The following is a 22,143-nucleotide window of genomic DNA, read 5'->3' on the forward strand; positions in this document are numbered from 1 at the left end:
CACAGAAAAGCCCCCATCTATGATAGATGGGGACCACTAGAATTACAACTTCACTTTCATAAATCCTTCGATTCTCTCCAGCGCTTCCGTCAATTTTTGTAGGGATGCTGCATAAGAGCAGCGAATATACCCTTCTCCACCCGCTCCAAACACATGCCCCGGAACCGCAGCAACACCAACCTCCTTGAGCAGCTGCAAAGCGAAATCTTCTGACTTCATTCCGGTATTAGCGATGGAAGGAAAGACATAAAATGCACCCTCCGGCTCGTGGCAAGGTAAACCAATAGATCGAAACCCACTAACCAGCAGCTTTCTTCGCTCATCAAAGCATCGTTTCATGTGGTCCTTATGCTCCATACCGTTCCGCAGTGATTCAATAGCAGCGATTTGACCTAGTATCGGAGCACACATCGCAGTGTACTGGTGGATTTTGAGCATCGCAGCAATCAATTCCTGATCACCACAAGCATAACCCACTCTCCAGCCAGTCATCGCAAATGCTTTGGAGAAGCCACTAATGACAATCGTTCGTTCCAACATCCCAGGTAGGGAGGCAATACTGACATGCTGACTATCATAGGTTAGCTCGGCATAGATTTCATCTGAAATGACAAGTAAGTTATTCTCTTTTACAATCTGTGCAATGGGTAGCCAATCCTCGTAAGTCATTACTGCTCCTGTAGGATTAGTCGGAAAATTCACCATAAGAATCTTGGAACGCGGGGTAATCACCTGCCTCAACGCTTCAGGAGTAAGCTTAAACCCCTGCTCGGCTGAAGATTCAACCTCTACCGTAACCCCACCGTTCAAATGAGTAATCGGCGAATACGCAATATAGCTCGGAGAAGGGACGATAATCTCATCCCCGGGTGTAATAAAGGCCCTCAGAGCCAAATCCACAGCTTCACTGCTCCCCACTGTAACCATAATCTCGTTAGTTGGCTCATAGCGGAGATTGAAGCTTGTATGCAGATAAGAGGCGATCTCTTCTCTAAGCTCCAACAAGCCGGAATTTGGTGTGTACATCGTCTCCCCATTATTCAAAGCACGAATACAGGCAGCTCTTACATGCTCCGGTGTAACGAAATCAGGCTCGCCTACGCCAAGCGATATAATATCCTGATTTCCTGTACTTAGGTCAAAAAAAGCCCGAATCCCCGAGGGAGCAATCTCCCGTACACGCGGAGTAATCCATTCATTATGCATGACTGAGCACCTCTTCTTTCGGACTCTTTTCTGTTAGGGAAAGGGAAATGATCTCGTCCAGCAGTCCGCTGAAGGTGTAACCTGCCGCTTGCGCGCTTTTTGGTAAAAGACTCGCCTTCGTCATGCCCGGTAATGTGTTCACCTCCAGCACATATGGAATACCATCCTTAATGAGCATATCCACCCTTGCGTACACGCTGCATTTTAGTGATTTGTAGCAAGTTAAGGCTGCATCACGTACTCGCTCATACACCTCAGCTGGTAGATCAATGACCCGTTCGTCTGCCCCGCCATCTTCGTATTTCGCACTGTAATCGAACCACTCCGCATGCGCTGAGGTGATACCCAAGACGGGCAACATCTCGCCATTTAGAATGGAGCAAGTGATTTCCTGACCTTGAATGTAGCTCTCGATCAGAATCGACTGATCACAGGCAAAAGCCTTCTGTACTGCGCTCAACAGCTCCTCGCTACTGCTCACCTTTTCCATACCGATACTCGAACCGCCTGCACATGGCTTCACCATAACAGGATACCCAATCCGCTCTACGGCTTCTTGAGAATAATCCTTCATACTATCCCAGCACAGCCAATCCGCCGTGTTGACGCCTGAGCAGCGCATAAGCTTTTTGGAAAGATCTTTATCCATACAAATGCTGCTAGACAAAACGCCACTACCCGTATAAGGAATCCCCATCGTCTCCAGCGTCCCCTGAACCGTACCGTCCTCTCCGTAAGCTCCGTGGAGCGCAAGCAGCGCGATATCGATTCCTTTTGCCTGCTCAATAAGCTCTTCACGCTTGGTGATCACTATTGGAGTAACCTCATATTTATTGGGATCTAGATTCTTCAAAATCTCTCTACCGCTATTCATGGATACCTCATACTCTGAGGACACCCCGCCCATAATTACGCCTACCTTCATCTTCATCTCAAGCACCTCTTTATCCCATTAGTTGTCGTGCTGTTCTGCCAATAATCTCGATCCCCTTGCGGATATCCTCATCCGTCACTCTGGAGAAACCGATCCGTATCGTATTTTGACCTTTACCGTCTGTGAAGAATATATCTCCTGCTGTAAAAATAACCCCTTGCTCATGACAGGCCGCCAGCAGCGTCCTTGTATTAAAGCCCTCCGCGAAGGTTACAAAAAGATGCAATCCGCCATCCCCTGATAACGCCGTATAAGGAATAAACTCCTTACAGCATTGCAGGGTTAATTCATATTTTCGTTTATATTCCGCTCTGGCTTTTTTCAAATACTTCTCTAAATGGCCACCTAATAAGTACTGATACAAAATGGATTGATCCAGCGTCGAGGTATGAATGGTACGTGCGCGCTTGACGCTTTCGAGAGAATAGATCAGCTCCTGATCTGCCAGCACCCAGCCTACGCGTAGTCCCGGAAATAATACCTTTGAGAAGCTACCTAGATAGATCACGCTGTTGCCGCTCCCTGCTGCTGCGATAAGTGGAGCCACATGTGAGCCCGAATAGCGTAACTCCTCGTTAAAACCATCCTCGATCACTGGTATTTGGTACCGGTTCATCAGCTTCATTAGCCTCTGTCTTTTCTCGGGAGACATTACAATGCCGGTCGGATTATGATAAGAGGGGACAAAGTAGGCACAGTCAAAAGCTTGCTCCTGCAATGCCTTCTCCAGCTCAACCAGATCAATCCCATCACGCTCCATAGGAATCCCGGTGATCTCAAAGCCGTTCAGCTTCAAATTTTTGATCGCCGTATGATGCGTTGGATTCTCACAGATGACCGAACCATTCTTTTTGCTAAGTGCAGACAATACAATATCGAATCCCTCTGTAAAGCCATTGGTGATCAATATATCCTTGCCTTTCATTTCAACGCCTTTGTGCTCCATGTACTGCTTCAAATAGTCTATTAAAGGCTTATACCCTTTGGCATATCCATAATTTAGTAAGACGTTGCCTTCCACCGACATACGATCCATAAAGGAGCGTTTCACATTATCTAGATCAAAAAGACTCTCATCAGGTGCGATGCTCGTGAAGGAGATCGTCCCCTTCTCCGCTCGTATGCCGCGCTTCATGATATCCAGATCCTCCGCCAGCCGCGCATGATCATTGATACGCGTCTTCCAGTCCATCGTCCAGGAAGAGATTGTTTCACTGCCGGGAGGTGTTGGTGCCACATAACTTCCCTGACCCTGCACGGCATACGCAAATCCATCATCCTCAAGCTCTGCATAAGCAGAGATTACGGAGTTGCGGCTAACCTTAAGCAATGTGCTGAGTTCTCGTGTGGAGGGTAGCTTTTGATTGCCTTGCAGACCGCCTTTTATGATTAAGTGCTTCATATAGTCTTTAATTTGTATATACACCGGCCGTCCGGCTATGAGCTTAAAATCCTTAAACATCTCTTTGGTCGCCTCCATGACTATCATGGCACAATCACTCGCTTAAAAAAAGAACCACAGCCATGGGATTTTAATCCGGCTGTGGTTCTATGAGCGGACAGACTCATAAATTTGATTATTTTCATGCTATTAAAAGGACTCGGTTAAATAAGAATGACCTAGGCTTCGATCACCGTTTCTCCTTCTGAAGCAGGGGTTTCAAAACCGCTTAGAAACCGAGTAAGCGTGTCCTCTGTGATCGTAAATGCCGCATTGGCGTCAAAACGTTCACTCCGAATGAGCAGTCGCTGACGCAGTTCATCTGGCCCAACCTTTAAAAAAATCAGCTCCCAATCGCCGCCATGCTCTTCAATTAATTGCTTATAATCGTTCCGTCTCTGACGCTGCCAAAAGCTGAAATCGACAACAACATGCTGTTTAGCCTGAATCAGTTTCACTAGCTCCTTACGTAGCTTTAATTCCGATTCTATTAAATAGGAACCATAATTCTCCTCTGGATAATCCACTCCAAAACGGCCGTAAGTGGCCCAAATGTCCTCATCTATCGAAAGCCGTACGAATCCTTCTTTCTCCAACTTTTGAGCAAAGGTCGTTTTACCCGACCCAGCTACACCGCACATCATTACAACGATGGGAACCGCGCTAGTACGCTTTTGCTGGAGTAATTTTTCGATGACCCTCTTTTCATTCAGCATTATAAAGCATCTCCCTTCCACTTTAACTGATGCTCTACTATCTCAGTCTACTATATTATTTTTCATTAAATATATTTTTAATTACGGCGATGATGATGGTATACTCATCGTTACAAAATACTTTCTCAAAGGATTGTGATAAGGATATGGTGAAATCAGTCCAGCAGACCTCCTAAAATGAAAAATGAAATAATTTTAGGAGGTCATAATAAATGATTTTTAACCCGATTGTCATTGATAACTGGAGTAGAAAACCCTATTTTGAACATTATTTAAACAATGTCAGATGCACCTATAGCATGACCGCAAATATTGATATCACCCTTCTACTGTCAGAGCTTAAGCATAAGGGAATTAAGCTGTACCCAGCACTAATCCACATAATAACTACGGTGGTGAACCGTCATAGTGAATTCCGCACATGCTTTGATTCTGAAGGTAGATTAGGTTATTGGGATAGCTTGTCACCTAGTTTTACAATTTTCCATGATGATGATAAGACTTTTTCAAGCATCTGGACTTCGTACGGTGAAAAGTTTAATGATTTCTATAACCGTTATTTGGATGATATGAAAATGTACGGAAGCGTGAAACAATTTATCGCTAAAGCAAACGAACCACCGAACACCTTCCCTATTTCTAGTATTCCGTGGGTCAGCTTCACGAGCTTTAACCTGAACGTGTATAACGAGGGAACCTTCCTGCTTCCCATCTTTACTATAGGAAAATATTTTCATCAAGACAAAAAAATACTATTACCAATATCGGGGCAATTCCATCATGCCGTGTGCGACGGTTACCATGCCAGCATGCTGTATAATGAATTGCAGTCACGTGCAGATACCTATAAGGAATGGTTACCTAACATCTAATTATCCACTTTATTCTGCTGAGGGCGAACGATAGTTTAAACATAAAGAGTTCCACATATTAGGTATGACTAATATGTGGAACCCTTTTTTTCATTTGATTTTCTCATCAATCTCCAGAAATATCTGCCGACCATTGCCCGTTCCGCCAAAATAGCCTGAGTACCATTGCTGTTCCCGGAGAAGGTGCAACTGCGCTGTAGAATGTGACACCAGGAATTAACTGTGCAAGGAAATTCCGAATAACACCACCATGTGTGACTACCAACACCCTGCTTGTTATTACCTCAGCCTTTTTTTCACTAATTGCAGCCTGCACAAATGTATCCTCAGCCCCTCGCCCCAGATCTGACAGGAAGCTACGCAACCGTTCGTCAAACTGCGCCCATGTTTCACCATCCGGTGGTGTAACTGTGGAAGGATTATCAATCCACCTTCTATATAGTGAGTTATCCTTCAATTCCTCATAAGTACAGCCTTCGAAAGCTCCAAAATTCATTTCACGCAGGCGCGGATCGTAGACAGCCACCTTCTCTAAAGAAGGAGAAATATAAGCTAGAGTCTCCCGACATCTAAGCAAATCGCTGCAAAATACACACCAAAAATCATTCGATACTTCAGACTGCTGCTTAAGCTGAGATAGCTGCTCTACTGCACTAGATAGCAACGGGAGATCCGAATGTCCTAAGTAACGATGCTCAGCATTCCACTGAGTTTGCCCGTGGCGGACAAGTACTAATTCTAGCTCTATAGAAGGAAACGCCATGTCTAGCATTAGCCCCCGATCCATATCCATGCCACAACCGCGCATAAGCCTACAAAAATTGAAGAGGAGAGCATCATCATCCGCGAGGTCTGAATAATATCGTCCAGCTCCATCGCTCGTACCGGATCACCCATATAGGCTCGGAAAGAAGCGACACCATGATAGACGTTCTCTCCTCCGAGACGGATACCAAGTGCGCCCGCAACAGCGGATTCTGGATAGCCGCTATTTGGGCTTGGATGGAGACTCGCATCCCTCTTCACCATTTGCAGACAATTGCGCCAATCCAGACGAAGCAGCCATGCACACAGTGCCAAGAGTAATGCCGTAATCCGTGCTGGAATGAAGTTGGCAACATCATCAAGCCGAGCGGATGCCCAGCCGAGATCTCGGTATTTATCATTCTTATATCCCACCATGGAATCGAGTGTATTTACTGCTCGATAAGCCATAGCAAGCGGCGCGCCACCGATGAGCGCATAGAACAATGGAGAAATAATCGCATCGACGATATTCTCTGCTACAGTCTCTACCGTGCCGCGCACAATTTCCGGGGAATCTAGCGAAGTCGTATCACGCCCCACGATCATCCCCAACGCCTTGCGGGCAGCAGGGATATCGCCCTTCTGCAATTCCACGTACACCGCCATTCCTGCATCCTTTAGTCCCTTGGAGGCAATCGTGGTTGAAATCAACCAAGCCTCGGCTATCCAGACGAGCCACGGTGAGATATATGACAGCAGCCATAGCAGAATGGCTGTCAGTGCCCAAGCACCACCCGCCACACATAGCGGAAGTAACACCCCTGCTCTGCGCAGGCTTTGCGGGTAGGACCATAAACGACGGATCGCCCGCTCCAGAGCCGTGATTGCTTTGCCCATACCGATTACGGGATGGGGCAAGCTACGCGGATCACCTACGATCCGATCAATTACATAAGCCGCAAGCAGTACTAAAGCGATTGTCACAGGCGATCACCTCTGTACATTCTCCAGCAATTCCAGCTACCTATTCTCATTAGCTGTCCTTCCTTGCCTGAACCGATAGCAAACTCCCTGTCACAGCGCTATATACAAGACGCCCGATTGCGCCCCCAAGATCGGTAGCGGTTCCGGCGTAAACATGCTCTGCCTTGTATCGCCCACTTTGGCTCACAGCGAGCACTATCGCATCCGTAGTTGTTCCAGTAGCGATCAGCCCATTCTCGGGGTCGGTAATCCCGAGATCGGCCAGAGCAGCAGCTTTGGCTTCGACAGCTGTCTGCACAGCATTGACCATGGCCGCCGGTGTCAGGCAGCCATCAATACCTAGCATTATGTTAATCGTACCCGGGCGATAAACAGCCAGCACATTGCGTTCCACACCCGCGCGCGCAGCATTTCCTGCGGCGGCAGTAACGCAAACAAAAATACCCGCTGAGCCTGTGTCTTCCTCAGCTACCGCTGCATGCTCTAGCGGTACTGCCGTCATCAGACCGGCACAGCCAGACATTGAATAACCCCACTCGCGGAGCTTATTCTCCATATCCTGAACAGGATCACTACATTCATAATTGCGATCAACATATAAATTGACGGCCCTCTCTAGCCGATTCATTCCTCCACCATAGAACGCACTCGATAAACCATCTGCTTCAGCAGGTAGCTCTAGTAGCAGATGGTTTCCCTTCCACTGTAAAGCAAGCCCTGGCCAGATGGCCGAATGATACTCTTTTACACCTCCTGCGAGGTTAAATGGAATCTTTACTTGCACCATATATCGATCTTGCTCCTTCCACAGCACATTACTTTTATCCATTCATCCAATCCGCTTCGCGGTCGCGCCTGTACTTCCCCAACCGCCTCACTTAGAAACTACCTAATTCTCTATTTCAGCAAATGACTATCTGCTCTAAAATCTACTCCAACACATGCCCCTAATTTCAGCTCTGAACACATACTCAATATCCGCTCCACAGATACTCGATTTCTACTACAACACATACTCCAATATCCATCTAAAAATCCGTCCCTCACCCATCCATTGCACTTTATACAACAAATTCAGCTTTATTCACAGGCAAAAGCCATTCTGCTGTATTTCTTGCAATAGAATGTCACGTAAAAACCTAATTCGCATCATTTTCCAAATTTCTATTGTACACAGTGCTATAGAATCGAATTGCTACGCCAGCAAAGCGAGTTCTGTTGTACGAAATACAACGAATGCACTTTGGAGGATGTCCATCAGAAGCTATCTCACCAAACTTTGTTACAACCCTAAGCATGCGAGCTGAAGCCCGCCATCCGGTATCAAATCGCAACTTCTGCGGTACTTGAGTCACTTATTCATTAGAATCCCTGCCTTCTCTACGCCGCGAGTATCACTTACAGTAGACTCCCATCCCCCTGCGCTACACCAGACACTTTAACAGCAAACCCGCTGCCCTCTAAGCTACACAGGTCACTTATCCGCCAGAATTTCCTTCATCTGTTTTAGCAGCCGGACATTATCCTCATGTCCCTTAACGGCTACTCGGATATGCTCGCCTCCTAGACCGGGGTACATGGCACAGCTGCGCACCAGTATACCGACACGCCCAAGACGGGTCTGCATCTCAGCCGCACTCCACGGCGAAGGCAGGCCGCAGAGCAGAAAGTTGGCTTCGCCTGGCGGCACATCGCAGCCTAGCTGCATAAGGCCTTGCCGCAGCAGTTCCCGTTCCGTGGCGATCAGTTCGCGTGTGCGATGTCCATACTCGTGCCCACACTCAAGGCAGGCTTCGCCCGCCAGCAGCGCCAAACCATTCACGCTCCAGGTAACCTGCTTTCGGGTCATCGCCTTTGCCAGCTCCGGATGCGAAATGGCAAACCCGAGACGCAGTCCGGGAATCGCATAAAATTTCGTCATCGACCGCACCAAAATCGTATGCGGAAACTGATCCAGATCCGGCAAAAGCGTATTTCGTTCTGCTTCTGGAATAAAATCAATAAAGGCTTCATCCACAGCCAAATACGTCCCGTAGCTTTCAGCCTTCTGCGCTAACCAGCGCAGCTCATCCACAGTATACTGAACGCCATTAGGGTTGTTCGGCTGTCCAAGGAACAGCAGATCAACCTTCTCCAGCAGCCCGGCAATCTCGTTCACTCCAGCTTGGAAGTGCTGTTCCCTTGTCCCCTGAACAGATAATACTTCTGCACCGAATTGCACAGATAGCTGCCGGTACTCAGAGAAACAAGGTTCTACGATACCTACCTTTTGCGGAGCAATCGCAAGCAGCAACAATGCCATAGCTTCTGCGGCTCCGTTGCCTACTGTCAACCAACTACTATGTATACCCAGGTCCTTTGCTAGCAGACTTTTGAAGCGTCGATGTCCAGGGTCAGGGTAGGCAACCACCGTAGACATTGCTGTTCTAAGTAGCTCTAAGACGGCTGGCGGAGGCCCGATAGGATTGATGTTTGCACTGAAATCAAGAAATGTGCCACCAGCCTCCTCATAAAGTTCCGCAGCTGTTAGCAAATCACCGCCGTGGCCGTATTTTTCAAGCATATTTACACTCCCTCTATCCACTTTCGTTTGTTCGATATGTATCTCATTGCCACCATTATTGCGTCTTTGCCGGGAATACGTCAATGCTCACTAAAGGAATCACCTGAATAACCACTTGCCTCAAATCGACATTAAAATCTACGAGATGTCAAAAGATAATAAAGTTCTAGACTGGCAGCCTCATCAGATCTATGGACACGCTGTCCCCGAATACGAAAAAAAGAAGTCGACCATTTCGTTGGTCGACCTCTAATTTTTTCTATTGCGCGGTCAAAATTTGTGGACCTTCAGCCGTGATGGCGATCGTATGCTCGTATTGGGCGGCGAGCTTGTTGTCCATCGTCCGTGCGGTCCAGCCGTCCGGATCGATTGTCATGAAGTAGGTACCTTCGGTGATCATGGGCTCAATCGTGAACACCATACCTTCCTTGATACGGGGGCCTTTTCCAGGCTTGCCGACATGCATATAAGTCGGCTCCTCGTGCAGGTCGCGGCCGATGCCATGAGCGAGAAGGTCGCGCACGACGCCGAAACCGTGTGATTCCGCATGCCGCTGAATCGCGCTCGTCACGTCGCCGAGTCGATTGCCGGGCTGAGCCTGCTCGATGCCCAGGTCAAGACATTCCTTCGTGACACGCATCAACTTCTCGGCCATCGGCGAGATCTGCCCGACCGCATAACTCCAGGCCGAATCGCCGAGCCAGCCATCGAGCTCAGCGACCGTGTCGATCGTCACGATATCGCCTTCCTCAAGTGGCTTATTGCTAGGGAAGCCATGCGCGATTACATCGTTGGCGGAGGCACACGTCGCATATTGATAGCCTCTATAGCCTTTCTGGTATGGCTTTGCGCCGTGCTTCAACATAATGTCCTCGAATATGCGCTCAATCTCGTTGGTGGTAATACCCGGTTTGATAAGCGGGGCGATTGTACGATGACATTCAGCCACCACTTGGCATGCCTTGCGGATAGCCTCAATTTCATGCTTGCTTTTTAAAATGACCATGTTCGTATCAGGACCCCTTCGTAATAGCTTGGATAGCGAGTCGGGCGATTCGATCGACGTTCAGATCGGAATTGCCCGCATAGTAGTGCAGCCCACAGCAACCGACCAGCACGGCAAGCATATGGTCGACGCTGTCGTCTTCGCACTGGGCGATCGATTGGAGTGGAACGTATAGACGTTCCATAAACCGTCTCTTGGCGTGGTGTCGATCCCTTTCAGACAAGCCTACATAATGTTCCGCCGCCATTTTGTAGACGAGATATGCGCGGGCGTCCGACTGCCACAGCTGGAGCAGCGCTTTACAATACATCAACAACTGCCTGTCATCCGGTGGGCTGCCGCTTATGTTCGCCCATTTGGCGATAACTTGCTCACATCGCTCAAAGCCGCTTTCTAATACATCTTCTATTAATAAATGCCGGTTGGGATAATAATGGTATACTGTGCCGTAACCAAGACCTGCCTCGCGGGCGACGTCGCGAATATCAAAGCTGCCGCCCGTGCGAAAGTAGGAGCGCGCGGCGACGTCCAGGATCTGTTCTTTGCGCTGTATGCGTATGAGCTCATTTTGTTCTTTGGTACGGGGGCACATAGCGTGTAACCTCCTTATTTAGACCTGCAAATTTGTCAATATAAAAATAGTAACCCATGGGCTGAAGAAATGCAAAAGATTTGTTGATTTTCGATAAAATGAAGTACTGAACAATAAGACTGGGCGCTGGAAATTCTTCAATTTAAAAATCGCATTCATTCAACGAATCCAGCCTAATACTTTATTTCCACCGAATCACGAAGCGATCTCTTTTGTTAAAAAACTGCTTTTGGTTTAAAATGAGAACTGTAATCAATTTTGCTGCAACGGAGGAATTCACTATGATTTTTATTGATAACACAGGGATTACTGACGCTTCCATCAATTTGGCGATTGAGGAATATGCGCTGAAACACTTGCCGATGGACGAGAGTTACCTGCTTTTTTATATTAACAGCCCATCTATCATCATCGGTAAACATCAAAATACGATTGAAGAAATCAATCAGGAATATGTTAAAGAGAATGATATTAAGGTTGTGCGGCGTTTGTCCGGCGGTGGAGCTGTCTATCACGATCTCGGAAATCTTAACTTCAGCTTCATTACTAAGGACGACGGCCAATCCTTCCATAACTTCCTGAAATTCACCCAACCGGTGATCGACTACTTACAAAGCATGGGTGTAAACGCTGAGCTTAGTGGACGGAATGATCTTCAAGTCGGCGAACAAAAAATTTCCGGCAACGCTCAATTCTCCACACGTGGACGCATGTTCAGCCATGGCACACTGATGTTTGATCTCAATTTGGACAATGTACAAGCCTCTCTAAAAGTAAATCCAGAGAAGTTCAAATCGAAGAGCACCAAATCCGTACGTAGTCGCGTAGCCAACATCAAAGAGCTGCTAGGTACAGACATGACCATTGAAGAGTTCCGCTCCGGTCTCCTACGTTCGATCTTTGGCATGGAGCCATCCGAGGTCCCTCAGTATAAGCTGCAACAAGCCGACTGGGACAAAATCCACGAAATTTCCAAAGAGCACTACCAGAACTGGGACTGGAACTACGGTCTGTCACCAAAAAGCAACGTCAAACACACACGTAAATTCCCTGCTGGAATTATTGATATTCGTATGGATATTGAGGATTCCCTCATTAAGGACATCAAAATCTATGGTGACTTCTTTGGGGTTGGTGACGTAGTAGATGTTGAAAATGCACTTCGTGGCAAACGTTATAATGAGGCAGAGGTTAGAGAAGCATTAGCAGATCTGGATTTGAAGCATTATTTCGGACGTATTGAACCGGAGGACTTTATCGGACTGGTTTTCCTAGAAGAATAGTTACACAAAAATAAAGGGGCCTGCTTATCCTATGCGCAATTTGCGTAAAGAATAGACAAGCCCCTCTTTCATATTCATTTTAGTTCAAGGAGAAAGTATAAATACATAGACAACGAACGCTAGAGTCAGCATGATGCAGATGTTCTCTACGGCTCCACCTTTTTTCGTGCCTGTACTCATTAGCTTTAGACGCAGCTTAAAGGGTATTGGCGGCAATGGTGTAATTCCTCTTTGAGTAAGGGAGTCTGCCAGTAGATGAAGTGCATACGACATACCGCCAGCTATCCACAGACTGCCACCATCATTTATACCCGCTGAGGCAAAATACAATAAGGCGCTCCAGCCCGCAACTCCATACAAGGTATGTGTCAGTCCACGATGAGGAACAACCGATGAGACTACAAGCACGCACGCTGCAATGTAGTTCCATGGATCATAGGCTTCCCCGAACGCAAAGAGTGCTATGGCAATCAAGATCATGACCAAATGGCGCAGCTTTCGACTAGGCAGGAAAGATACACTTCCGACTAGCAGTGCAAGCACAATATTCCAAGGACGTTCCACGATTCCGGCAAAATAGAGATAGATCGCCGCGCCTATCAAAGCAATTTGCAGCGCTCTTAATAGAAATTCTGGAATCGCCTTGCGCACAAGCAGCGAATTCGGTTCATCGATATCAGGCAGCAAAGAGCTTAACGCTGCGACCGCAATAACTGGAATCGTAATCTCGTGTGACATCAAACTCATTACAGATAGGGTAACCCCAGTGCTGATTATTAAATGGGATCTGCCCATCATGGTGAAACCGCTCCTTTCTAAGATGCGAAAAACAAGAACAAATGTGCGGTTATCGAAGTATATCAAGACCCTGTTTTTTTGTCTAGCCTAATCCCTTAAATCCCTTTAAATATAAGCCTTTGAGCGATTCCCATCTTGTCCTCCCCATGAATATACGATACAATTTGGACAACTTGACCTTGTCGTTCTTACAAGGACGGCATTTGCCGAAGAGAGGATGACCTAAGAAGTGAAGCATTCCCGTATGGCCGATTTTAGCCTGCTACTTGTGGCGATGATGTGGGGATGCACCTTTCTGATTGTTCAAAATGCTGTCAAAGTGCTCCCTCCACTCGCGTTTAACAGCATCCGCTTTACAGGTGCTGCCCTGTTGCTGGCTCTAATCACTTTTATTTTTTACCGCAAGGAGTGGAAACAGCTAAGTTTCCGCATGGTACGCGATTCTCTGCTGCTAGGCCTTTTTTTGTTTATGGGCTATGGCTTCCAGACCATGGGACTTCTATATACAACCACCTCCAATACCGGGTTTATTACCGGTCTATCGGTCGTATTGGTTCCGTTTCTCTCTCTGGCGCTACTAAAGCATGCCATTTCACGTTACACTTGGTTCAGCGCGGCGCTTGCCGCAGTAGGTCTTTATCTGCTGACCTTCACCGGCTCTGCTTTGTCCCTGAATAAAGGCGATGCTTTGATCTTGCTCTGCGCCATAGCTTTTGCGCTACAAGTCGCATATACTGGCGTTTATGCACCTCATTATCCGGCGTTGCCGCTGGCAACCTTGCAGCTCGCCTTCGTTGGACTGTTCAGCATTGTCGCTTCGCTTATCTTTGAAGGAGCTGCACCACTGGCACACAGCGCAGAGCTTATCAAGGACCCGGACGTTCTCTGGGCACTTTTAATCTCTATTGGTCCTACCAGCGCTTTTGCTTTCTGGATTCAAACCGCCTGCCAGAAATACACTACGCCTTCACGGGTAGCCATTATTTATGCCACAGAACCTGTATTCGCTGTTCTGACAGGCTTAGCCTTTGGCGGAGAAACGCTTGGTATGTCCGCTCTGCTCGGTTGTGGTTGTATTCTGGGAGCTATGCTTATGGCAGAGCTGAGTCCGGAACCGGGTCAGAATCAACATAAGAAGAATTATTTTTCCAAATTACATTTATTTAGAAAGAGATAAGGAGAGAGACAAATGTACAAATTGATCGCGATTGATATTGATGACACTCTAATTAACGATGACAAGGAAGTAACACCCGCTACACAGACTGCGCTTGAAGAGGCTGTAGCCGCTGGCGTTGTTGTAACCCTTGCTACAGGCCGAGCTTATGCTTCTGCACAAGCCATTGCCCGTCAAACTGGACTTAACGTGCCAATCATCACTTACCAAGGCGCACTCGTTAAGAACTTGCTCGATGAAAAGGTACTCTATGAGCGTTACGTACCACAAGATGCGGTACACAAGCTGTTCACTTACTGCGTGGAGCATAATCTGCATTTGCAAACTTACATTGACGACAAGCTGTATGCCCGTGAAGACAACCAGAAGATCAAAGATTATACAGACCTGAACAAAACGCCATATTATATTGAACCAGATTGGGAGAAGCTTGTCCCACAAAAAACACCAAAAATGCTGATTATCGATGATCCTGCATTCTTGGATGAGCTGGCTCCAATTCTACGTGAATTGCTCGGCGATTCCGTGCATATTACCAAATCCAAACCACAATTCCTAGAAATCATGCATCATGAAGGAACCAAGGGAATTGCGCTTGAATTCCTAGCCAATCATTTTGGTTGTGATCTCTCCGAGACTATGGCTATGGGTGACTCTTGGAACGACCATGAGATGCTGGAAGCTGCCGGTCTTGGCGTTGCTATGGCGAACGCTATTCCTGCGCTGAAAGAAATTGCTGATTTCGTAACCCTAAGCAACAATGAAGATGGCGTAAAATACGCGATTGATAAATTCATTCTCAATAAAGTGAACTAAATCGGCTGAACTTAATAGTTTTATATACGTTAAACTTAAGATTTTTCTATTAAGGTAAGTGCGTGACTGCGGGGAATGTTTGGACTTCCACGCAGTCACTTTTCCCTTTTTAGAATGTTTTAAAGTTCAACTTATATAGAGTTAAAGTTCTATCTATATAAATTCACTTCCTTAAGCAAAAGGGTGTTGCTACGCCATATTTTATGACGTTGCAGCACCCTTTTGTTATTTCAGCAAGCTCGGTACTCCTGTAGATGCAAACTCTAATGCCTCTTGCTCACCCGCCCCAGCCTCTTCCTCTTCCAGCTGAGAATAGTACAAATCACGATATCTTCCTTCTGCTGCAAGTAGCTCCTCGTGGGTACCACTCTCCACAATTTCACTGTTCTCCATCACTAGAATGACATCAGCGTTCTGAATCGTTGATAGACGGTGAGCGATAACGAGTGTGGTTTTGTCTCCCATTAATTTACGAATCGCTTGCTGCACCAGCTTCTCCGATTCATTATCAAGCGCAGCAGTAGCTTCATCCAGCAACAAAATTGGAGAGTTCCTAAGAATCGCTCTCGCAATCGATAGTCGCTGGCGTTGTCCACCGGACAGGCGTGAACCTTCCTCACCGATATCTGTATCGAGGCCCTCCGGCAACTCCATTACAAAATCATAAGCGTTCGCTTGTCGCAAAGCTTCCAGAATTTCATGCTCATCTGCATCTGGATTTCCATTTCGGATGTTATCACGGATACTTCCTGTATAAAGCCCGGACTCTTGCGGCACATAAGAGAAGTGACTCCTAAGTTTAGCTAAACTCATCTCGCTTGTCTTCTCATTATTTAAAAAAACTTCACCCTCATCAGGTTCATATAACCCAAGGAGTACCTTAAAAAGTGTGGATTTCCCTCCACCGCTCGGCCCCACAATTGCCATTTGAGCCCCTTTGTGAAGCTCTAAGCTGATTTTGTTCAAACTACGTCTCTCCGCTCCCGGATAAGAGAAGGATACCGAGGACATGACCATACGCTCAAATTCAGGCTGTTTCGTAGCTGCTTCGGGTAAAGCCTCCACTTCTACAGGGCTATCCAACACTTCAAAGATCCGTCCCGCCGCCCCAAGTGATTGCTGCATCGAATTGATCAGTCCTGGCAATGCCGAGAACGGCATCACTAAATAATTCATGAGCTGGATGAAAGCAATCATCGCACCGACCTCAAGTGATCCTTTTGCCACAAAATAACCAGCCACGACCAGCGCCAGAAGAAACGTAAAGTTTCCCAAAAAAGAGGAGAATGAGCCAGTAGCTCCCTCAATTCTTCCCCGTTTTAATTCTTCGGAAGTGATATTCTCACTATGTTCCTGATATTGCTTCATTAGTCTGCGTTCAATGCTAAAGGATTTAAACACCATACTACTGCCTAGAATGTCATGTAAAAAGGAAGTAATCTTGCTCATATTAGTCTGAATCTTCACACTGTTCTCACGCATCGCTGAACCGAAGATTTTTCCCGTAAGGAACATCAAAGGCCCCATTGCAAAACAGATCAATGCCAGTAGCCAGTTAATATAGAGCAAATAACCAAAAGCCGCAAGAGCAAGCAAAGGGTTACGGATTAAATCAATCATTACCTCGCCGGTAGCATTACCCACAGATTGATTATCATTAGTAAAGCGGGACAACAAATCTCCGGAGTGATTACGGTCAAAATAAGACTGAGGAAGAGCTAAAGCATGTCGCATCATATCTAGCCGCAGTTCATTTCTGATCTTGGCTGAGATTTTATTTTTGAGATAGCGATCGAAAAAACCGTTGATTGCACTCACTAATAAGTAGATTAATCCGAATACAACCAGCCCTTTAAAAGCTTTCACATCAAGTCTAACCGCCGCATCCGTAATTACTGAGAGCAGCCAAGCAATCGTTAAATCCAGAACAATCCCAAATAAAGTCGTAAATAATAAAACCGTATATAAGAGCTTGTGCCTTAACATGTATGTACTTAATCTTGAGAAAACACCTTTCTGCTTCAAAAAAAATCAGCCCTCTCCCCTATTAGCTACTTATTACTCCCTTCCTGTCGTTGATAATTATTCTATATATGTAAATATAAGACGGCAATACTTTCTGATTATAAAGTATAAACATGATTCTGAATACCGAATGCAATAGATATCACAAAAGGAACATCAACTGTCCGAGATTTGCCCGAGTGATGCCCCTTAGCCAAATCGCATATATATTGTTGCTGTCTTTTTCATGTATACTAGAACCAGTTTGACTATCTTAGCAAAAATAGAGGAGTAACTTCACAACATGATCAAAAGACTTACTGCACTATTTTCAATTCCCTCTTATGCCTTACTCTTTTTATGTATGCTACTTCAGGGAATGGGGATTTCACTCAGTTCACCCTTCTTATCCATTTATTTCACGGAACAGCTTGGCGTATCTGTCGGATTGTTTGGTGTTTTTCTCGCCACCACGTTAATTGCCGGAATATGGATCAGTACACTAATCGGAAGACGCTCTGACCTCGGCTTAAATCGAAAAAACATTTACCTTGTTGCCACACTCTGTAATGCGCTGGCTTATAGCGGGTACTTGCTCATTCAGGATTTCACGATCTTGTTCATCTACATGATTGTGTTCACCGCCCTCGGTGCACCAGGGATGCCTCAATTGTTCGCCATTGCTAGAGAAGCAGTGAATAAGAGCAATTTTACGGATACTGCGTTTGCTAATTCTACCTTGCGTTCAGCTTTCTCTCTCGGCTTTATTACAGGTCCTTTAATCGGCACCCTGCTAATCGCTGCTGTTGGATTTAAGGGGATTTTCACGGGTACGATCGGAGTATTCCTGCTTGTTGCCTTACTCGTTTTCTTCTTTCTCAAATCAAATACAGATACAGAGCTGAGCAGCAACAAGGCTGAAGTAAAAGTGAAAACTTTCCGGCTCAGTCAGAACCGCAATATTCTGCTTCCTTTTCTGATTCTGATACTCATGTATGTAGCTCACTGGACGAGCAGCATCAATACGGCCCTCTTTATTACAAACAATTTAGGGGGATCGACAAGTGATGTCGGTCTAGTCAGCAGTATATGTGCTGCGCTGGAAATTCCATTTATGATTATGCTCGGTCTACTCAGTGCGAAGTACAGTAACCGAGCATTGATGATGTGCGGGGCCATTTTAGGAGGAGCATATTATCTCGTTGTCATTTTCTCAGGCGAGATGTGGCAGATGCTTGCAGCCCAAGTTCTACTCGCCGTTTTCGTTGCTGTGATATCAGCAATTGGCATTAGCTACATCCAGGATCTGCTCCCAAACATGCCTGGGTATGCATCCACTCTTTATTCTAATTCATCCACGATCGGTAGACTGATTGGGAGTCTTGTTGGCGGGGGCTTAGCCAGTATTGTAGGTTACCGGTATTCATTTGTGCTCTGTTTTATACTCATCATTGTTTCCTTAGTCATGCTTGCGGTAAGCGGACGTCACCCTTTAAATGAACCAGAACAATTAACTGTTTAATCCGTTTATTTCTACTTGCCCATTCTCTTCTAAAGTGAAGAGAATGGGTTTTTGTATATTGGAATTCTCATACCTGTCTGGGCTAGAGTAACGTTCTCCGGTAAAATATATGCTTCTCTCATATCTACATCATGCGACATATGGGTATACACTGCCTTTTTAGGCTTCACGATTTGCAGTAGCTCCGCTGCCTCCGTCATGTCGTACACAGAGCGAGTGGATAGCTCCGCCGCTTCGTAATAGAAGCTTGTACCAAGGACCAGCAAGTCCGCCCCATGCATCAGGCGTGTCTCCTCAGCCCCAAGAGATATGGAATCAGGACAATACACCCATGTATAACCCTCCTTCTCTAGCCGAAAGGCGTACGAATATCCATTCTTACCATGGTTTACTTTCCAGGTATCTATCTTCCAGCCGTCCAGTTCTATCCCTTCATCACAGGGAATCATCTCGATGTGATTTCGCAGCCAAGGGTATTGCCGTTCGATAATAGGAATAACTTCTGCTGGAGTATAAAGTTCACCCTTAATGCCCGTCCATCGACAAGCATCTGCCCATTCCGGTAGCCCACCAATATGATCAAAATGAGCATGCGTCACCAGCAGTCTTCGCATATTCCGAACTCCCTGCGCCTCCATCTGACGTCGCCAATCTGGCCCACAATCAATCACTAGAAAGTCACTGCCATTATCTATAAGTACAGACGAACGCAGCCTTGTATTGCTCCCATACTCCCTTGCTTCTGTGCAGGTCTCGCAGCTGCAATATATCCGTGGAACACCCATGGCATCCCCAGTACCCAAAAACACCAACGTATCCATAATCTATCTCTCCTTCAGTTCCCATCAAGGAAGTCTTAAATTATCATATGTCTATCTTAAAGATGCTCACCAAAATATCCCCACAAAGTGAAGCTTTGCTTCGATGCGTACCCAGGTACTTTGCGGGGGCCCCAAATATATACTTTCGTCAAAAAAGTCATCCCTTAAGCAGTAGCCCTGCTAGGATGACTCTATTTTTACACCTCTACCTATATTCCTGCAAGTACCTGATACCAAATTCCCCGCTTGGAATAAAGCGTGCTTCGCACCTCATCCCAGCCCCCTAAATAATTGATATCGAAGAGACCCGCTGGATCGGGGTAGCGGCTTTTGTTCTCCGCATAGACCTGTTTATCTACGGGACGAAAGCCATATTTTGCAAAGATCTCTTGTGCCTGTGGGGTCATCAAGAAATCAACTAATGCTTCTGCTGCCGCGCGTGTCCCATGCTTATCCGCATACTTCTCTACGACAGCCGCTGGGTTCTCAATCAGCATTGTATTTTTAGGAATAATGACTTCATATTTAACACCCTGAGCAATCCGGGCCAGCAGTTCATTCTCATAGGTGACAATGACATCACCCACTCCATACTCGAAGGCAGCCATAGATGCACGTCCGCTCTTATCCAAAGACTCCACATTGGCATGTACACTTTCTAAAAAAGCTTTCGCTGCTGCTGGATCCTTAACGCCCTCTTGCTCCTCTGACAGCTTCAGACCAGCCCCATAGATCGCGTTAATATCCCACTGCGCACCACCGGATGTTTTGGGATTTGGGTATAACACTTTAATCCCTGGCTTGGCTAAGTCCGCAAAATCGTGAATTCCTTTTGGGTTTCCCTCACGGGTACCAAGTGCGACTACCGAACGTGTCACCATGCCTTGTTCCCCCTGCTCTTTCCACGTTGGCGCTACGAGTCCAGCCTTAACCAGCTTCTCGACATCACCTTCCATGGCTAGCAGTGTAACATCCGCTTCGAACCCGCCTACGATTGCACGTGCCTGTGTTCCGGAAGCTTCATAGGACTGCTGAAAACTAATCTCCTGTCCAGTATCCGCTTTCCACTGTGCTGCAAATAACGGCAAAATATCTTCCATCGCATCCTTAGCCACACTGTATGCGCCAACGACCAGCGTAACATCCCCTTGCTTCGAAGGATCTGCCATCGTCGTAATCGCCTTCTCATTCCCGCAACCGACTGCTGCCAGCGTGAGTATGGCCAGCATTAGGGCAGCAAAACATCCGTGCAGTTGTCTGCTCCTTTTGAAATTCATTGCGGCCCACATCCTTCGAGATAATGATTTTAATATTTCCTTGAAAGTAGCTCTTTGGCTGAACTTAAAATTCAAGTAACCGACGTTCGGTATTTGCCGTAATTACGCGGAATGTTTGGACTTCCGGCCGCTGTTATGCTCTAATTTCTTGATTGGAACCGTATTACGGTTGAAATTAGAGCATAAAGGCGGTCGCTCCGCTCCTACAGTTCCAAACTTCCACTCCATTACTTCATACCTTCACATCAGTTCCTCTAATCCTAGCTCATCACATTCGCTACTTTCAAAAAAATTGAAAATCATTTTATTTATTTTTATATTAAATAAATATCGGCATCGGATCTTCTTTCAGGTTGTTCTCCTGGATCCAGCTTCGCTCATCATTAAACAAGTAGGCGCGGTGCACAAGGACTGAGATATCCTGTCCCGGCTGCAATGTTTCTTTCTCCAAAGAACGGTAAGTGACCAGTTTATGACCATTAACTTCAACCTCAACGAGCCATTCACTTCCACGGAAATGCAGATGCTTTACGACGCCTTTTTCCGTAGCTGAAGCCATCTTGAACTCATGCAGGTTACCAACTTCAATATACTCAGGACGAATCAGTGCTTTGGTAGGCTTACCGTCTCCAGCGCCTTTAAAGCCCTTCACCTCAGAAGCATCTTCAATCAGTGTCGACTCCCCGATAAAAGTTGCCACAAATGGTGTTTTAGGCTCCTTATAAATATCCCAAGGCGTACCCTTTTGTTCCAACTGCCCTTGGTTGATGATCATAATCTCGTCCGCGACTTCAATCGCTTCGTCTTGGTCATGCGTTACGAAGATGGAAGTGATACCAACACGCTCAATCAACTCACGTAGCCAAGCGCGCAGCTCCTGACGGATCTTCGCATCAATAGCTGCAAACGGCTCATCTAAGAGTAATAGCTGTGGTTCAGGCGCGAGTGCACGAGCAAAGGCCACACGCTGGCGTTGTCCACCAGATAGCTGATGCGGATAACGCTTCTCGAAGCCTTTTAACCCCGTAAGCTCTACCAGTTCCATAACACGATCACGAATGGCGGTTTTGCTGGCCTTTTTAACTTTTAATCCAAAAGCAATATTATCAAAAACAGTCATGTGCTTAAATAATGCATAGTTCTGAAAGACAAAGCCGATCCCGCGCTCTTGAGGAGGAAGATTGTTAACTGTCTGACCATGAAAAATGATCTCGCCATTATCCGGTGTCTCCAGCCCTGCGAGCATACGAAGAATCGAAGTTTTACCGCCACCACTCGGGCCGAGCAGTCCGATCAGATGACCTTTTGTAATGGTGAAATTGACGTCCTTGACCGCATGAAAATCTCCAAAATGCTTATTTAATCCCCGCACTTCAACATGCAT

Annotated in this window: 20 protein-coding genes; 5 read left to right on the plus strand and 15 right to left on the minus strand. The window is 46.4% G+C overall.

All coding sequences use genetic code 11. The features are described 5' to 3' along the window. Positions 1-42 precede the first annotated feature (42 nt). The 4 genes from PAENI_RS10275 to PAENI_RS10290 all read right to left on the minus strand — a co-directional run bounded on the left by PAENI_RS10275 (position 43) and on the right by PAENI_RS10290 (position 4,297). Positions 43-1,206, minus strand: coding sequence for an aminotransferase class I/II-fold pyridoxal phosphate-dependent enzyme (locus PAENI_RS10275; protein WP_149645157.1), 1,164 nt, complete (start codon positions 1,204-1,206; stop codon positions 43-45). Beyond that, positions 1,199-2,131, minus strand: coding sequence for a D-alanine--D-alanine ligase (locus PAENI_RS10280; RefSeq protein ID WP_149645248.1), 933 nt, complete (start codon positions 2,129-2,131; stop codon positions 1,199-1,201). The genes PAENI_RS10275 and PAENI_RS10280 overlap by 8 nt, the downstream gene beginning before the upstream one ends. 19 nt (positions 2,132-2,150) lie before the next feature. Further along, positions 2,151-3,602 carry a MocR-like pyridoxine biosynthesis transcription factor PdxR gene (pdxR, locus tag PAENI_RS10285; protein WP_042185623.1) on the minus strand — a complete coding sequence of 484 codons (1,452 nt, stop codon included), beginning with the start codon at positions 3,600-3,602 and terminating at the stop codon, positions 2,151-2,153. Between the two features lie 158 nt (positions 3,603-3,760). Next, positions 3,761-4,297 (minus strand): P-loop nucleotide/nucleoside kinase family protein, encoded by a 537-nt coding sequence (locus PAENI_RS10290; RefSeq protein ID WP_149645158.1) that lies wholly within the window; start codon positions 4,295-4,297, stop codon positions 3,761-3,763. 212 nt (positions 4,298-4,509) lie between these two features. On the opposite strand from PAENI_RS10290, the gene catA reads away from it, so the two are divergent. Continuing rightward, positions 4,510-5,169 (plus strand): type A chloramphenicol O-acetyltransferase, encoded by a 660-nt coding sequence (catA, locus tag PAENI_RS10295; protein WP_149645159.1) that lies wholly within the window; start codon positions 4,510-4,512, stop codon positions 5,167-5,169. 106 nt (positions 5,170-5,275) lie between these two features. Here the strand turns inward: catA and PAENI_RS10300 are convergent, their stop codons facing one another. The 6 genes from PAENI_RS10300 to PAENI_RS10325 all read right to left on the minus strand — a co-directional run bounded on the left by PAENI_RS10300 (position 5,276) and on the right by PAENI_RS10325 (position 11,061). Further along, complete coding sequence (locus PAENI_RS10300) at positions 5,276-5,962, minus strand: histidine phosphatase family protein (RefSeq protein ID WP_262495570.1); 687 nt, start codon at positions 5,960-5,962, stop codon at positions 5,276-5,278. Then, the gene (cbiB, locus tag PAENI_RS10305; RefSeq protein WP_149645160.1) at positions 5,941-6,900 is read right to left on the minus strand and encodes an adenosylcobinamide-phosphate synthase CbiB; all 960 of its coding nucleotides are present in this window, start codon (positions 6,898-6,900) and stop codon (positions 5,941-5,943) included. The genes PAENI_RS10300 and cbiB overlap by 22 nt, the downstream gene beginning before the upstream one ends. A 49-nt stretch (positions 6,901-6,949) precedes the next feature. Then, positions 6,950-7,729, minus strand: coding sequence for an adenosylcobinamide amidohydrolase (locus tag PAENI_RS10310; protein WP_262495571.1), 780 nt, complete (start codon positions 7,727-7,729; stop codon positions 6,950-6,952). Between the two features lie 645 nt (positions 7,730-8,374). Beyond that, the gene (cobD, locus tag PAENI_RS10315; RefSeq protein ID WP_149645161.1) at positions 8,375-9,463 is read right to left on the minus strand and encodes a threonine-phosphate decarboxylase CobD; all 1,089 of its coding nucleotides are present in this window, start codon (positions 9,461-9,463) and stop codon (positions 8,375-8,377) included. A gap of 259 nt (positions 9,464-9,722) precedes the next feature. Then, a complete protein-coding gene (gene map / locus PAENI_RS10320) occupies positions 9,723-10,469 on the minus strand; it encodes a type I methionyl aminopeptidase (protein WP_149645162.1) in 747 nt (248 codons plus the stop codon). Positions 10,470-10,476: 7 nt separating this feature from the next. Next, entirely contained in the window at positions 10,477-11,061 is a 585-nt protein-coding gene (locus tag PAENI_RS10325) for a TetR/AcrR family transcriptional regulator (protein ID WP_149645163.1), read from the minus strand. Between the two features lie 281 nt (positions 11,062-11,342). On the opposite strand from PAENI_RS10325, the gene lplA reads away from it, so the two are divergent. Beyond that, positions 11,343-12,344 (plus strand): lipoate--protein ligase, encoded by a 1,002-nt coding sequence (gene lplA / locus PAENI_RS10330; RefSeq protein WP_149645164.1) that lies wholly within the window; start codon positions 11,343-11,345, stop codon positions 12,342-12,344. A gap of 84 nt (positions 12,345-12,428) precedes the next feature. Here lplA and PAENI_RS10335 read toward each other — a convergent pair whose 3' ends face one another. Then, positions 12,429-13,142, minus strand: a complete 714-nt coding sequence (locus tag PAENI_RS10335; protein WP_149645165.1) for a metal-dependent hydrolase — start codon at positions 13,140-13,142, stop codon at positions 12,429-12,431. A 229-nt stretch (positions 13,143-13,371) separates the two neighbouring features. Here PAENI_RS10335 and PAENI_RS10340 point away from each other — a divergent pair, with 229 nt between their 5' ends. Continuing rightward, positions 13,372-14,319 carry a DMT family transporter gene (locus PAENI_RS10340; RefSeq protein WP_149645166.1) on the plus strand — a complete coding sequence of 316 codons (948 nt, stop codon included), beginning with the start codon at positions 13,372-13,374 and terminating at the stop codon, positions 14,317-14,319. 12 nt (positions 14,320-14,331) lie between these two features. Next, a complete protein-coding gene (locus PAENI_RS10345) occupies positions 14,332-15,135 on the plus strand; it encodes a Cof-type HAD-IIB family hydrolase (protein WP_042124947.1) in 804 nt (267 codons plus the stop codon). A gap of 225 nt (positions 15,136-15,360) precedes the next feature. Here the strand turns inward: PAENI_RS10345 and PAENI_RS10350 are convergent, their stop codons facing one another. Then, a complete protein-coding gene (locus PAENI_RS10350) occupies positions 15,361-17,121 on the minus strand; it encodes an ABC transporter ATP-binding protein (RefSeq protein ID WP_223178931.1) in 1,761 nt (586 codons plus the stop codon). Positions 17,122-17,443: 322 nt separating this feature from the next. On the opposite strand from PAENI_RS10350, the gene PAENI_RS10355 reads away from it, so the two are divergent. Further along, a complete protein-coding gene (locus PAENI_RS10355) occupies positions 17,444-18,661 on the plus strand; it encodes a sugar efflux transporter (protein WP_076284090.1) in 1,218 nt (405 codons plus the stop codon). Between the two features lie 29 nt (positions 18,662-18,690). Here PAENI_RS10355 and PAENI_RS10360 read toward each other — a convergent pair whose 3' ends face one another. The 3 genes from PAENI_RS10360 to PAENI_RS10370 form a co-directional block, all read right to left on the minus strand. Further along, complete coding sequence (locus PAENI_RS10360) at positions 18,691-19,482, minus strand: MBL fold metallo-hydrolase (protein ID WP_149645168.1); 792 nt, start codon at positions 19,480-19,482, stop codon at positions 18,691-18,693. Positions 19,483-19,691: 209 nt separating this feature from the next. Continuing rightward, positions 19,692-20,759 carry a sulfate ABC transporter substrate-binding protein gene (locus tag PAENI_RS10365; protein WP_149645169.1) on the minus strand — a complete coding sequence of 356 codons (1,068 nt, stop codon included), beginning with the start codon at positions 20,757-20,759 and terminating at the stop codon, positions 19,692-19,694. 319 nt (positions 20,760-21,078) lie between these two features. After that, positions 21,079-22,143: a sulfate/molybdate ABC transporter ATP-binding protein gene (locus tag PAENI_RS10370; protein WP_042124940.1), complete on the minus strand. Its 1,065-nt coding sequence runs from the start codon at positions 22,141-22,143 to the stop codon at positions 21,079-21,081.

The sequence above is a fragment of the Paenibacillus sp. B2(2019) genome, from assembly GCF_008370385.1.
Lineage (GTDB): Bacteria > Bacillota > Bacilli > Paenibacillales > Paenibacillaceae > Paenibacillus_AQ.